The following is a 14,664-nucleotide window of genomic DNA, read 5'->3' as shown; positions in this document are numbered from 1 at the left end:
TCGAAAATTACGTCGGAAACGTGGGGTTGGATCGAAACGACGGAAACCAGGGGTGGGGTCCACTACGACAGTTCGTTGGAGGCTCCGAACGAGCTCAAAACGGCGTCCCTCTCACCGGAGAGCTCTCGGCGAATATTGGTTCGGTCCCACCTGAGCGGTGAAAGCACGCTTTCGACCGCTCTGATCAGCTGCGTCTCGTAGTACGAGGCGTCGTAGGTCTCGATCTCCTCGTGGGCGAGGGCGACCCGGTCTCGCGAGGATTTCTCCTCGTCGACGACCACGTACTCGATATCTTGGCCCGGGTGGACTGCCAGGTCCTGCTCGCGGGCCCGTTTCAAGGCGGCCACGTTCTGGGTATTCTGTGAGTAGCTTTCCAGGGGCTTGGAGACACGGTTCCGCTCGACGAGCCGCTCTACTGCTACGTTGCCCGCCTGCAGTTCGTCGATTGCTCGTTCGAGCCGGCCGAGCACCGCGTCCGGTGACCGCGTAGCATCGAGCCGGTCAAGACAGTCCCGCTGGACGTCCACGATGAACGGCGGAGTCGAACGCTGTCGGGCTTCGATACCTCTGATTTTGAAGTCGTCGCCGCCGGCGACCTTCCCGAAGTATTTCGTCAACGCACCAGCGTCGCTCTCGCGCTGCGGGACGAACGCCACCCAGTCGTAGTGGGCTTCGTGTTCGAACCGAATCTCGACCTCTTCCGTGATTGCCGTCGCGAGCGTCCCGAGGTCCTCTCGGTCATCGTCGTCGACGTCGGGGTCGGGCGTCACCCAGATGGAGTCGACGATTCCGTGGACGACGCGCCAGCCGCCAGCTTCCAGCCGCTGTTTCGCCGTCAGCAGAATCTCACGAGCGAATGCATTAATCGCCTCGTGACACTCGATGCGGCCGAATTTCGCGTTGCTGAACCCTTGATAGCCGAAGCAGGCGACGAGGATCCACTTCAGCGCCCCCGACCGCCCTTCGAGTTCGTCGAGGCGCTCCTCATCAGGCTCGTCACGCTCTTGTTCGCGACGGATGGCGGCTTTGATCTCGTCGCGCGCATCGATGATCGGCTGGAGGACGTCGACGAGGTAGCCCCGGTCGTCACAGATCGAGTACCCGAGTCCGGGGACGTCCTCGCGGTCGCGATGGCACTCGCAGCGAATCACGTCCGGCGAGACGTTGTGCGTGCAGATGATGTTCGGATACAACGAGGAGAAATCGAGTTCGTGGACATCCTCGTGGAGTCCGACCTCAGGTGCGAAGATGAACCCACCACGATCGGCATCGTGGAGCACCCCTGTTGATTTGAATTTCTCGTGGCGCCAGGAGTGCCACGGGACGAGGACGCCGCGTTCGTGGGCTTCACAGATCTGGATGGCTGTGAGGATGTTGCCGATCGACGCCCAGGCTGCCTCCTGTATCGGCTTGCGCGACCGCGAGACCAGGTCGAGGACGCCGTCGATGTTGGTCTCGCCAAAGAAGAACGTGTTCGATCGGTCGATGATTGCTCTTCCGGGCACGTTGTAGCGCGCCGGCGAGTGCCCGACGCGGCCGTAGCTCGCGTAGGTCGAGCGGCTCGCGAGCTGCTGGAAATCGCCCTCTGGGGTCCGGCTCAACGAGAAATTGTCGGCGCCATTGCTGGCAGCCATCTCGTACAGGGTCGGGACGATCTCGCTCGTCGAGCAGACGAGGACGTCCGGATCGTGGTCGTCAAGCGCAGCTTGGACTGTCGTCAGGATATCTGCTGGCGGGCCCGTGACCGTCTCGCCGCCGACGGCAAGTTCGGTATACGCATCGCCTGTTGTCTCTGTGAGTGGGACGTCGAGTCGCAGCGTCGAGAGATCGCTCGTTGGCGTCGGATCTACATCGTTCTCGAGACAGTACCGAAACTCCCGCGAGAGATCGACATTGAAGCAGGCGAGATCCCCCACAGGGTACTCGGACAGCTGGCGTGCCTGTCGAGCCAGCGAGGTGATCCGATCGATGTGGACAACGTCGACGGCGAGGACGTCCTCGTCGTCGCGACGGAAGCCTGGCCGCCGGGCGACGATATCGGTCGCGACGACGTCCGGGTGCCGTTCGTACACGCTGCGGAGTCTCGTGAGGTCGATCTCGTCATCTGGTGCGCGGGATGCGACGTAGAAGCGCGGCGAGTAGTCTTCGCGTTCGGTCGCGACGGCGCCGTCAGCCGTCGTCTCCCATTCGAGGACACGGCCATCATCAAGGAAATCGAATGTGAATGGCATTTTCTATCTATCGTCCTCCAGCATAGGCACGCCAACGTACGCTCACCCGATAATCGGCAGTGTGTTGCTTCCGGAGTTCAGGGAATCTGTGTGACACGGCTGCGAAGGGCGTGGAACGCGAATTTGGGGCTTTCCATCCATTTTCCACAAACACTTCCGGGGCGCTGATCCCCTTCTCCGTCCATCTTAACCAACAAAACCCACGCTTGCTACGGGATGTTGGTTAAGTCTACTAATTACGGTACTGAGGCGCTGTATTCGATACAAATTCATTCGAGAACCTCGAGATCCTCGAGTCCCAGGGCATGGAGAGTATAGTGACCGGGACTATCTTCGATCAGCTGTTTGAATGTCAGCCGAAGTGTGTTCTCCTGCTCCATCCGATGTGCAGTTTTCAACACGATGCGATCAGGCGGCACGATCTCGTCAGGTGCATCGAGACGCATTGTCCGATGAAATTCGATATGTCGGACCTCATCTCCCTTCCGGGGGTCCTTTCTCTCTTCGTGTACGCTTCCGACGGAGGTCTCCCACGGATTCTGAAACGTCACACCGCCAGCCTCAACCGGACCGTCTCCGGTAAGGTGGATTCGAATTCGATCACCTGATTCCAAGTCGTTGATTCTCTGAAAACGATCCGTTGCCATACGAACGGTCTAGTACCCCGTACTAAAAACCATCAGTACAATCCGTCCTCCGTTGTACCTGCCTCGGAGTGTTGTTGCCGATCGTCCGCCTCGTTGAGTGCGTTTTCGAGTTCAGCGAGGCGGTCTTCGTGTTCATCGAGTCGGGCTTCCTGTTCGAGATCGATGCTGATCAGCGCCGGCAACAGCGGGTTTTGGTGGTTCAACAGGCCACTCGCGTCGGCGTGCTCGCGAGCGTACTCGAACAGCTGGTCGAAGCGCGGTTGGTCGCGACGACGGAGCGCCCGACGGAAATCCGTCCATCGCTCCTCGATAGTTCGCAGCGCATCCCGATACGTCGGATTGGTGCGCCCCATTACTATCGCCCTCCAGCACTCGTCCAGGCATCGAGTAGTGGGTTCGCAGTGAGTGATGCGGTCGTTCCGTTGGCCGTCATCCCCGTTCCGACGCCGTCGGAGGTCGTGGTCGGGGTGGAGGGCAAGGCCGGTTCCAGCCCGACCTGTTCGGCACGTGCGCCGAGTACCTGACGCCAGTAGGTAAACGTCGTCTGGTAGTATGCCCCATCGTCGACGGGATAGACGAGCGTCTCGAACTCCTCACCCGTGAACCGTGGCCCCATCCGGGTCTGCTCGCACTCGAGACGGCGATCAGCGGCTGTCGCGACCGGCGCCGCGAACTCGTCCGCTTTGCTGCGAGTAACGAGCACCGGCACCTCGTACCCATCCGCGTAGGTCGCCAGTCGAGCGAGCGTTCGCGCTTGGAGTGTCCCGGCGTGGGCGTCTCCGAGCGTGTCGTCAGTGCGGTACTGCGCATCGACTGCCGGGGCGACGATGAGCGACGGGGTGTGCGAGGACGCGTCCTCGTTGCGAGCCGTCGACTGTCGACTGCTCGTCCCGGTGTCTGCGGTAGATCTCCGGATAGATTGGTTCACCGCCGTCGGGAGATCGCAGACGGTGCCGTAGTGCTGGTAGGCGGTGAACCCGCGCGCGACGTGGATCCGGTTGAGCAACCGCTGGCTGGGGGCGATTTGGGCGAGCGTGGTCGTCGTCGCGTGGCCGTTCGCGTCGACCCAGAAGGCGGGCCCGTCGTGCAAAAGGAGATGGTCGAGCACGAGCGATTGCAAGATTGGGACGCCGCGGCCTCCCTCGACGTCGAGCAGCGTGATGCCGTCCTCAAGTGACGGCAACAGCATCTTCTCCGTGGTTGGGTCGGCTTGATCGGCAAGGGTTCGATTGCGGTTAGCGTCCCGGGTCGGTTGATCCACCGCTAATTGGTTTGATATCGATGTAGAGTGCTTGGGCATACTCGACTAGATGGCCATATTCCCGATAAGCTGCGGCGTGTCGCTTCCGCGTTTCCGGGAAGGTTTGGGACAAATTTAGAACCGGCTCCGTCACCGGATTTCTACTATGTTTCGTCTGTTTCTGGGAATGTTTCCAGAACGGTCTTTCAACCCTCAAGTAGTGATCGACCTTTGGCTGTACTGAATACACAGCGCGCATCTCGAATATTGATGGATGAGATCAACATGTTCCGGTAATTCGACACATCTAACCATACTGGTATGTAATCAGTTATCAAATGGAAATTTCGGTCGACGAAATCGTAACCGCGGCGGCCGCAATCCTCATCGCCTCCCTACTCCAGCCACTTCTCCCAAAGACCATTACTGATATCGACCCTCTCACTTTCCTGAACAACCCGTATCTCCGGGTCGTGCTGATCGCCATAATTGCGTTCGCTCTGCTCTGGTGGCTCCTGTCCTGGGCCCGGAACACGTTCGGTAACAGTGGTAGTAGTGGCCGGTCCGCCGCATTCGTCGCCACGGCTCGAGGGAAGCCTCGGCGCGATGTCTCCGAGTGGGAGGTCGATAAGTTCGGCGTGAAATGGCGAGTGCTGCACGGCCGCCAGCGCAGTCTTGGTGACGCCTACGCGTATGCTGACTCACCGGTCTGTCCGGAGTGCGGTACCGATCTGATGACAGACACGAAATCGCGGCGATTCCGGGATGACAAGCCGATCTGGAAGTGTCCCGGCTGCGGGTTCACGCAGGGGCGGCCATCACGGTTCTTGTATGAGGAGTCGGATGCGGTAGAGCGCGAGGTCGAACGGGAAGCCCGTAGTTCGTGATCCTGTGATACAACCGGTCTACTAGTTGATCCGGTATTTTATGACAGATCACGGCCCAACTACGTGGTAATGAGACGGCGACAATCAGTTGACCATCTCTTCTCCGACCAATCAATCCACGAGTACAGGCGGGAGCAAGAGACAGCGCTGAAGGACGAAATCAAGGGACTGTCCAACGACGAGCTGCAGGACAGCACCGACCTCCTGACCCTGATATTCACGTCAAGATACATACCGTCCCCGATCCAGCTCAACGACTACGATTTGGAACAGGTCGGCGAGGTCGAGAAAGAGGTCCCGCGTGGCCAAGGCCTGCCCGGCCTCAATCAGCGCGGTCGGCCTACTAAAACGTACCAGCGGATCCGTGTGAAGCTGCCGTTCGACGGCGACAGCGACCTCCTGCAGATCAATCCTAGCTCCTCAAAGCTGAACAAACCGCGCTACAATGAATTGAACCGGAACGAGGTCGTCTACCACGTTGACTACACAATCGGGAATAAGGATGCGGAACAGGTCCAAGCCGAAATTCAGTCAGAGGTTGACGAATGGGTGGATAAGGTGGCGTGGTTCGTGGAACAGCTTGAGGATGATATCGCGGAGATGGAGGAGCAGCTGCGGCGAACCGCCCGCCGCTCGATTGAGGAACGGCGGGAGATCGTTGATACAAACCATGCGGTGATGGCCGAACTGGGTGTCGACACCGGTGACACCGCGGAACCTGGATATGTAGTGCCGGAGAAAAAGCGAGAGATTGAGCTACCGTCACCGGCTGCGGACAGTGATGACGAGGTGCTCCAGGACCGGACCTTTATCGAGGTCTTGGATCTGCTTGACGACTTAGGACGTGATCTGGAACGATCCGCCACGCCGGTCCGGGGTCTGGATGAGGAGTCGCTACGGGATATTTTCCTGATGGGGATTAATTCGCATTACTCCGGGTTCGCGACCGGAGAAACGTTCAACCGCGGTGGGAAGACGGATATCCTGCTCCGGTATGATAACGAGAACCTGTTCATCGCGGAGTGCAAATTCTGGGATGGACCATCTGTGTATACGGACGCGGTTGACCAGCTCCTAAACAACCTGACTGTCCGGGATTCACACGCTGCACTCTTGATCTTCTCACGGCGCCAGGACTTCGGGACGGTTGAAGACCGGATACGGGAGGCGACGATGGCGCACGACCGGTACGTTTCTGAGGTGCCGGAGATTGCAGATCACGGCGTATATCGACTGGAGTCGGAGAGTGGGTATCCGGTCCGTGTCGCGGTGAAAGCATTCGATGTCCGGGAATAGGCATAGTACGGCTGAGCCACTGGAGCACGAGCAATCGGGCCTCGGCGAGTTCAGTGCCTGATTGGTGGCGGCGTCACGGTCGCTGCATCGGCGACGTAGCTACCGAATCGACGAGCGAGTACTCTCGATCCCGGATGGTACCTTCTGCCGTGAGGCGGTCTTCGAGATGCTTACGCTCGGTCTTATCCGAGTGTGCCTTCCGCTGAGAGAGCATACGTACTATGCGAGGATGACCCGTCTGTTATCGGGCTAGCACCCATCCTGTTCATCTGATTCCGTGTCCGATGGCCATGTTGGGCCCTCTGGGCGGGGGATCTCATCTACCAAATCCTTCTCGAACTGCGAAGCTCTCCAGGCTATCACGTTCTCCTTCCGCTGGACGTACTTTTCGTCGGTATCCAGCCACCGGGCAATCTCCTCGTACCTGTGACCAGCACAGAGCAGCACCATCAACGCGAAATCGAAGCGATCGAGATTGCTCTCGTTTGCATCAGCATCAATCCGGTCGAGGAACGCCTTTGAGGCATCACCGACGAACTCCATCAGTATCTCATACCGCTCTTCGTCATCAAATCCATCAAATGTGAATCCCTCCGTGATGTTGTTCCTAGGGTCACTCTCTTCGGTATCCCAGCGAATTTCTTCGAGGGTTGCTCTTTCACAGTCGTGAAGTCTCGATAGGCGCTCTGGATTCTCCTGTTCCCAGGTTGTGATTGTGTCGGCTACTGCTTCAGATTGAGCGTGTTCGATATAGGGCTCACACCCTCGCTTCGCGATGACTGACTCGATGTTCTTTCCCGAGATCGTCAGTAGGACGGACGCACATCGATCAGTCTGTTCGAGGATCTGTGCGACTTCACGACGCGATTCGAGTTCGTCAAGGCCTGCACGTTTCTGCGCGTCGTGGACGAGGTTGTTTCTGCGTTCTTTGACCTCGACAAGCGATCCGTGGTCACCTCCGGTCAGTATTTGGATATCACAGAGTTTCTCTAATCGCTTCGCGTGCCCCATACTCCGAACGTGCTCGGTGATGCTGTCGAGACGAGCTTCCTCGCGAAAGAGTTCGTTGAGGACCGTTTCTGTCGTCAGCTCTTCGATGAGTGCCGAGGCGAGGAGGAGATACGAAAAGAATGACCGCTCAACGTCGCTGTCGATCTCGTCGGTGGACCGGAGTTTTTCAGCGATTTCAGCACGCTGTTCGAGATAATACTCGAGGACGTTGTCTGCGTGCCCGACGAGAGAGTTTTGGCGTTCTACGTAGGCAACTTGGAGGAGTAATTCCTTCTCGAAAGGGGTGCTCTCACTCAGCTTCTGGCACTTCTGGAGCGAACTTGTGGGGAGATGGCGAGTCAAATAATCGATGTCGTCGTAGACGAGCGGCGTATTCGTCGGGCAATTGTCTACGATTGACTGAAAGTCGTCGTTGTCAGCGAGCTCGCTGAGTGCAGCACGTATCTCGTCGACACTAAGTTCCCGAACATCTTCTGACGCCTCTGAGTCTTCACCGACCGGAACAACGCGGTACGACGCATCTCCAACGATGACGACCGGCCCTTCCAGATCGAGAACCTGATATTCACCGATAGGGCTCAGAGAGACTGTCTCTGCGTCTATTTCGAACGATACGTCGAGATCAGTGTCGTCGCCCACGCGTCAAAACTGCAAAGGGCTCTATTCGACCTGGGCTTCGTACTCGTCCCAAAGCGTGTCGATGTCCGTGCCGGTCTCCTCAGAGATATGGCGCAGCAACTGCGCCCTGTTCTCGAACCGACGGAGCTGGCCCTTTGCGCTCATAGTAGGACATAATCGCTCCTGCAGTAATAAATCACGGGGGTGCATTCTCTCGGTCAACAAAACAAGACCGATCAGTTCCTTAGCCACCTACTCAGCGAGCGTAGGAGATGGTTGGTCGATGGCTGTGTATTCACGATCTCGGCTGGATCCGTCTGCTTTGAGGAGATTGTATTGAGTCATCTTTGACAGATACGCCCGAACGGTTCGCTTGGTCCGTGGATCATCGACGTCCTGCGAATAGCGTTCGTGAATCTCGCTGGGTCCGAGCGGTCCGTGTTCGCGAACGATGTCGTAGACGACCCGCTGGTGAGGGGTGAGTGAATCGATGCTCTTCTGTTTAATCTGGGCCCGGGCATCCTCGGCGGCGTCCAGGAGGATATCGTCGGTGATGCGCTCGTGGTTCTCACGATCGGCTTTGCCGGCGGCTGTTCGGAGGATGCCGATTGCGAGGCGGGCGTCGCCAGCGGCGGCGTCGGCGATCCGGTAGAGCTGGTTGTCGGTGATGCCGTCCTCGTCGAGCCCCCACTTCGCGCGAGCACTCAGGATGTCGTACAGCTGCTCGTCGTGGTACTTGTCCATCCGGACGTGTTCGCTCGAACGGAGCCGACTCACGAGGCGGTCGTCGACGCGGCTGAACAGTTCCTCTTCCGTGTTCGCGATGCAGATGATCGCATACTGCGCGAGGCTGTGGAGGTCGTAGATGACGCTGGGGTCTTCGAGCTGGTCGACCTCGTCGAGGATGACGACCGTTCGGGGGCCGTCATGCTGCTGGAGGCGGTCGACGAGTTCGTCGTGCGGCGTCGACTGCCGGTGGATGTCGATGGTGGCGCCGAGGTCGTCGAGGATCTAGTAGAGCGTCCGGAATCGGGTGTAGTTGCGCCAGCAGTTGACGTAGGTGGTCTCGACGTCGAGGACCTCTTCGCGGAGCCGTTCGGTGACGAACTTCGAGATGCAGGTCTTGCCGGCGCCGCTGGGTCCAGTGACGATGGCCGTGTCGGCGGGTTCACCGTTCGTGAGGGGCTCAAGAACGCTGGAGAGGTGGTTGACTTCGGCGTCGCGATGCTCAACTTCCCGAGGGACGAACCCGGCGCGGAGAACGCGAGCATCGCGAATCATTTGTTTCTGACAGTCTGATTTTCGGGCAAGTCATAAAAGCGTATCCGGGTCGCTTCCGGGAAGACGTTATTATGGTACCGAGAGCTGTTTTCGACCGAGCGCTGTCAGTTGATTCCTGTTCTCGGAAACCGCCTACTTCCGGAATCATGATATAATTAAAATATCTATCAGAGACTCTTTCGGTTCGGATGAGGAACAGACGGGCGAGTTTTAAGGCAACCCGCCAACATCGTCGAGTCAACTATGGCCCAAACAGATCCCTCCTCATCCGACGCGGACGGGGATCACCGCGGTCTCGACGATTTCTTTTCTGACGCCACCCAGGAACACGAGTTCTCCATTCAGATCAGCTACGACATCCTCCGCCAGGTCTCGTCCCAGCTCTACACGAATCCGCGACGCGCCATCGAGGAACTCGTATGCAACAGCTACGACGCCGCGGCAACGGAGTGCTACGTCTCCACACCGAAGAAGTCCGACGACGTGCTCCAAGTCCTCGATAACGGCGTCTCGATGGACAAGGACGAGCTCGAGATCCTGTGGGAAGTCGCGGGAGGTTCAAAAAAGAAACTTGCCGAACAGGGCGAGGATCGGAAGATCGACGCCGACGACGTCAAGGGCCGGCGACAGATCGGCCGTTTCGGCGTCGGCAAGCTCGCGGCATTCGCGCTTGGGAACCAGCTCACCCACGTCGCAACGAAGGACGGCGTCACGCGCATCGTCTCCGTGTCGCAGCAGGAGATCGAGGGCCACGACATGTCCGACCCGCCCAATGCAGAGGTTTATCGGATGGATGAAGACGAGGCCCGCGAATACCTCGGATCCTACCTGAAGGACGTTCCGGACCCGTGGGACAAAGACTGGGACAGCTGGACCTTGGCCGTTGTTGACGACATCGACGAGGAAAGCACAGGCCGCGACTTGAAACCGGAGTACCTGGACCGGATGATCAGAACCGCCATTCCCCGATCCGCGAACTTCATCATCCACAAGAACGGGCGAGAGATCGATCAACGCGATTACCCGGACGAGACCTACGCCTCGATTGACAACCTTGCGGACGACGAGGACGCCCGCGAAAAGGTTCAGCAGGCGTTGAAGGAATTCTGGGTCGGCTGGAGCGACGATTACGACGACGGTGACGACGTCCCGGAAGAGAAGTACAAGCTCGAAACGGTCTATCTCAACCCGTACGAGGAAACCAGCGACGAACCAGAAGAGGACGAGGAAGTAGAATCAGCATCGGAAGAGGGAGACGAGGAAGCGGACATCGACGAGGAGGAAGAATCGGAAGACGAATCGTCGAACGAGATAGCAGCAGTCGAAGTCGACGAACTCGGCCCGGTCATCGCCCAGGGTTCGATCTACAAGGAACTGCTGACCAGCGACAAACTCCAGGACAGGAACCTCCACGACTACGGGTTCAAGGTCACCGTCCGCGGCAAGTTGTTAAACCGTGGTGACCCGCACTTCGGAACCGCGGACAAGGTGTACAAGTGGTTCTACCGGTTCGCCGGCGAGTTCGAAATCCCGGAACTCGACGAGGACATCCTCGTCCAGCGCGACTCCGTCCGCGAAGGACTGCGCCCCGAACTCAGCCGTGCGTTGATGGAGAGCTTCTTCAGCGTCCTCCGTGGCCGTGCCGTCGACGCCGAGGAGAAAGACGAGTACGACCCCGAAGAGTTCGGCCACCGTCTCCACTCGATCTCGCCGCACATGGCGCCGCAAGCACTGGAAGGTCTTGCGAACCGGGATGACACCGACTACCCGGCTAGCGGGTGGAAGGACGTTGATGTCCATCTCGCGGAGCACGGGCGGAAAGGGAACGCGGTGGACTACCACGACGGAACCATCTACGTGAACGAGGACCACCCGTTGTTCCAGTCTCTGAAGGCGAAGGACCTGCCGAACGATCTGGTGAAGGTGATAGGCGAGGCGTTAGCCGGGAACCTAATCTCCTCGGGATTTCTCTCATACAAGAACGTCCGCGACGACCTGGTGGACAGCAGTATCGACATTTCGGAGGACGCGCTGCGGACGGCCTCACGGTTCCTCGAAGACCCGATGGAGTACCACAAGGAACAGATCGAGAAGATGTCCTACGAGGGCGACGACGACTTCGAGCAGGCCATCGTCGACGCCTGCAACCACATCGGACTGGAGGCCGAGCACTTCGGGGCGTCCGGAGACTCCGACGCTATCATCACGTTCGGCGTGCAGGCGGACGACCCGTTCAAGGTCTCGATGGAAGCGAAGGGGAAAGGAGAGGACAAGGGCCCGGTCGACCACTCCGACGCAGAGTTCGCGACCGCACTTGAGCACATGGAGACCGACGAATGCGACCATACACTGTTCGTCGCACGCGAGTTCCAGCTGAACGGGCCGCCGGGAGAGGACGAGAGCAAATTGTTGAAGCAGTTCAAGATGCACGACGAGCTCACCTTGCTGACCGTCGACGCCGTGAAGGAGATCCTCGACAGGCACGCGGCCCAAGGATTCAGCCACCAGCACATCAAGGAAATCATGACGACGGACGCCGAGCCGCGGAACGAGCGATTGCTGGAGGTGATCGATGAGGAATGGAGCAAGATGCCCGAAGAAACGGGGATCGTCCGCACGGTATTGGAAGAGGCGCGGAACCAGTACATGAGCGAGACGGACGATAAACCGGACGTCGGGATGGTCCGTGCAACCCTCCGCGCAGAGGGGAAGAACTCGATCACGAAGGATAAGATCCGTAGCGTCCTGGTCGTTGCCGAGGCCAGCACGGGTATGGTCAGTTTCGACCCAGATGACGGTACGTTCTCGGTCCACCAGTTGCCTGATCAGATTCTCGAGTCGATGAAGGGGCCGGCGGACGACGGCGGCGATTAATCCGGGAGGGCGTCGTCTTCATACCGATTCAGAGATTGTTGGCCGTCATCGAGTATGGCGTACGGCATCTTCGGCCGGTCACTCTTCACGGCCTTGTTCAGCCACCCTTGCTGTTCACCTACCCCGCTGTCTGGTGGAACGGGTATCGGACCGTGATATCCTCCTGCTTATTGAGCGTACGGCGTAGGCTGTACCCGTCCGCGTTCTCGGCATTCAGGTGGGACTTGCCGACCAGGATCCAGACTTCTCCCTCTCGGCCGTCGAGTGCCGAACCGATATTGTCCGATACCTCAGCCAACTATTCGTTAATGTCCATATCCTCTATCGACGTACGCTCTTGTGTAGCATATTGTTGATGGAGAGCCGTCCAGTGATCCCGTGGTGAATCGAGCAGAGTGAGAACACACGACTCAGCAGTTTTGACTGTCAGCTACTGAATGATATACGTAACGAGAGGCTGTATCAACAATCTCCTACGGAAGAGCGTATACGCTTTTGACCCTCTGCCTCATTATTTGTTTTAAGATGGATCCCGAGAGCGATTTCACAGATTTGGAACTCCCCCGGGTCATCGATACTTCTTCTGATGACCTAATGGAGGATTTCTATGTCCCCCTTCTCTCACGAGCTAAGATCTATCGACGTGGTGTCGGATATTTCACTACGAATTGGGTTCGATCTGCAGCTCGCGGAATAGCAGAGCTTGCCGAAAATGGTGGCACTGCGCAGTGGATAATGAGCCCTATTTTAGAAGAAGATGACTGGGAGGCTCTAAAGAAGGGGAATCGTGCTAAAACAGATGAGGTACTCCGGGAATCGTTAGATAGCACGATTTCTGATCTCCGGTATGACCTCGAGTATGAAACTCGTAATGCGATCGCGTGGATGATCGCCGATGGTCTACTCGAAATTAAGCTGGCTGTCCCCTCAAAGAACCTCTCTGGGGATTTCCACGATAAATTTGGCGTATTTTATGACTGGAATGGGAATAGAGTCGCCTTCCATGGCTCCCAGAACGATAGCGAACAGGCTCTCCGGAATTACGAAGCATATACCATCGACTGCGATTGGATAAGCGACCGCGATAATGAGGGGGTGAATATGCAAGAAAAGCGGTTTGAGAATCTTTGGAAAGACCGAGATGAGAATGTCGGGGTCCATACAATCCCTGAGGGGGTTAAGGAGGGAATCGCTGAACTCCGAGATAATAACAATCGACCTTATGAACCGCCAGAACCAGTCCCTACAACCGAATCTGAAATTGTTCTCCGAGATTATCAACGGAACGCTGTCGATGCTTGGTTCGAGAATGACAACAGAGGCCTATTCCAGATGGCAACTGGAACAGGCAAGACGTTCACAGCTCTAGCGGCGCTTGATGAATACACAGATACCGTAGATGATCCACTTCTTTGTGTAATTGCTGTCCCTCAGAAACACCTTGCGCGGCAGTGGGCCCAGGAGATGGATACGTTCGGGCTTGACCAACCAAAATTTGTCTATCACTCAGCTAATCCCGACTGGAAAAACGATCTCTCCCGAGCGGTTTCTAATTTAGAACTCGGAATCAAGAATTACGAATGCCTGATTACAACTCATCAAACATTCTCTGGAGAGCACTTTCGAGAGAAAGTGAGTCAGCTTTCTCGGGATACAATCCTCATCGGGGACGAAGTACACGGCCTTGGTTCTGAGGGTAGGCGAAAAGGGCTTCTTGATTCCTATGATGCGAGGATTGGGCTATCAGCAACACCGGAGCGCTATTATGATGAAGAAGGTTCTAACCATCTGCTTGACTATTTTGACGGGGTCATATACGAATACCCGTTAGAAGACGCCATTCCGCAGTATCTGACCCCATATCGGTATCATCCCATTGTTGTTGAAATGGATGAAGACGAGCTGGAGGACTATCGTCAAATGACTCAGTCTGTAGTCGCATCAAGATATTCTGAAGATGCGGATGAGGAGACAACAAATATTCTCCAATCACAACGCGCAGAAATCGTTAAAGAAGCGATCAATAAGTACGATGTCCTCCGAGACATCCTTCGAGGTTTAGATGATATCAAGCACCTTCTAGTCTATACGAATCCAGAACAGATAGACACAGTCGGGTCGATTCTGAACGAATTTGGGGTTATGCATCACCGGTTTACTCATGAGGAGGGTGATGACTTGCGTGAGGAGTTGCTCACCCGGTTTGGGGAGGGTGAATACGAAGCGCTTGTGGCAATGCGGTGTCTAGACGAAGGTGTTGACGTTCCAGCTACTAGGACAGCAATCTTGATGGCTAATACTGGGAACCCGATGCAATTTATCCAGCGTCGAGGTAGGGTTCTTCGGCAAGCCCCCGGTAAGGATCGTGCGGATATCTATGACTTACTTGTTGTTCCCACTCTTGAGCCAGATGAAGATATTGCGACGTCTGAACAATACATTCTAGAGAAGGAACTCCGTCGGTTCGAGGAATTTGCTGAAACAGCTGAAAATGAATATGAAGCCCGCAACAAGATCGAAGACGTTCGTATCGCATATGGTATCTGAGAAGATACATTGATATGCGTTTGTAGATATGG

Annotated in this window: 10 protein-coding genes and 1 pseudogene; 4 read left to right on the top strand and 7 right to left on the bottom strand. The window is 56.9% G+C overall.

Translation table 11 applies throughout. The features are described 5' to 3' along the window. Window positions 1–62 precede the first annotated feature (62 nt). From FGM06_RS15365 to FGM06_RS15350, 4 genes are all read right to left on the bottom strand, one after another. Window positions 63–2,231 (bottom strand): type B DNA-directed DNA polymerase, encoded by a 2,169-nt coding sequence (locus tag FGM06_RS15365; protein WP_144800146.1) that lies wholly within the window; start codon window positions 2,229–2,231, stop codon window positions 63–65. A gap of 269 nt (window positions 2,232–2,500) precedes the next feature. Next, on the bottom strand, window positions 2,501–2,878 hold the full coding sequence (locus FGM06_RS15360; protein WP_144800145.1) for a hypothetical protein: 378 nt from the start codon (window positions 2,876–2,878) through the stop codon (window positions 2,501–2,503). Between the two features lie 32 nt (window positions 2,879–2,910). Further along, window positions 2,911–3,231 carry a hypothetical protein gene (locus FGM06_RS15355; RefSeq protein ID WP_144800144.1) on the bottom strand — a complete coding sequence of 107 codons (321 nt, stop codon included), beginning with the start codon at window positions 3,229–3,231 and terminating at the stop codon, window positions 2,911–2,913. Between the two features lie 2 nt (window positions 3,232–3,233). Further along, on the bottom strand, window positions 3,234–4,178 hold the full coding sequence (locus FGM06_RS15350) for a hypothetical protein (protein ID WP_144800143.1): 945 nt from the start codon (window positions 4,176–4,178) through the stop codon (window positions 3,234–3,236). A 278-nt stretch (window positions 4,179–4,456) separates the two neighbouring features. Here FGM06_RS15350 and FGM06_RS15345 point away from each other — a divergent pair, with 278 nt between their 5' ends. Together FGM06_RS15345 and FGM06_RS15340 are read left to right on the top strand one after the other, a co-directional pair. After that, a complete protein-coding gene (locus FGM06_RS15345) occupies window positions 4,457–5,005 on the top strand; it encodes a hypothetical protein (RefSeq protein WP_144800142.1) in 549 nt (182 codons plus the stop codon). Between the two features lie 69 nt (window positions 5,006–5,074). Then, window positions 5,075–6,301, top strand: coding sequence for a hypothetical protein (locus FGM06_RS15340; RefSeq protein ID WP_144800141.1), 1,227 nt, complete (start codon window positions 5,075–5,077; stop codon window positions 6,299–6,301). A 249-nt stretch (window positions 6,302–6,550) separates the two neighbouring features. On the opposite strand, the gene FGM06_RS15335 is transcribed toward FGM06_RS15340, so the two are convergent. The 3 genes and pseudogenes from FGM06_RS15335 to FGM06_RS15330 form a co-directional block, all read right to left on the bottom strand. Continuing rightward, window positions 6,551–7,951 carry a hypothetical protein gene (locus tag FGM06_RS15335; protein WP_144800140.1) on the bottom strand — a complete coding sequence of 467 codons (1,401 nt, stop codon included), beginning with the start codon at window positions 7,949–7,951 and terminating at the stop codon, window positions 6,551–6,553. 21 nt (window positions 7,952–7,972) lie between these two features. After that, window positions 7,973–8,095 carry a hypothetical protein gene (locus FGM06_RS16395; protein WP_008528531.1) on the bottom strand — a complete coding sequence of 41 codons (123 nt, stop codon included), beginning with the start codon at window positions 8,093–8,095 and terminating at the stop codon, window positions 7,973–7,975. 87 nt (window positions 8,096–8,182) lie between these two features. Then, a pseudogene (locus FGM06_RS15330) lies at window positions 8,183–9,211 on the bottom strand (Cdc6/Cdc18 family protein). A gap of 243 nt (window positions 9,212–9,454) precedes the next feature. Between FGM06_RS15330 and FGM06_RS15325 the strand changes: the two are divergent. Next, complete coding sequence (locus tag FGM06_RS15325) at window positions 9,455–12,085, top strand: ATP-binding protein (protein ID WP_144800139.1); 2,631 nt, start codon at window positions 9,455–9,457, stop codon at window positions 12,083–12,085. Window positions 12,086–12,610: 525 nt separating this feature from the next. Next, window positions 12,611–14,632, top strand: a complete 2,022-nt coding sequence (locus FGM06_RS15320) for a DEAD/DEAH box helicase family protein (RefSeq protein WP_144800138.1) — start codon at window positions 12,611–12,613, stop codon at window positions 14,630–14,632. Window positions 14,633–14,664: the final 32 nt, after the last annotated feature.

Origin of the sequence: Halorubrum depositum (assembly GCF_007671725.1) — an archaeon.
GTDB classification, from domain to species: Archaea; Halobacteriota; Halobacteria; order Halobacteriales; family Haloferacaceae; genus Halorubrum; species Halorubrum depositum.
The sequence above is the reverse complement of the archived record's forward strand: the minus strand, read 5'-3'. Positions and strand labels throughout refer to the sequence as shown.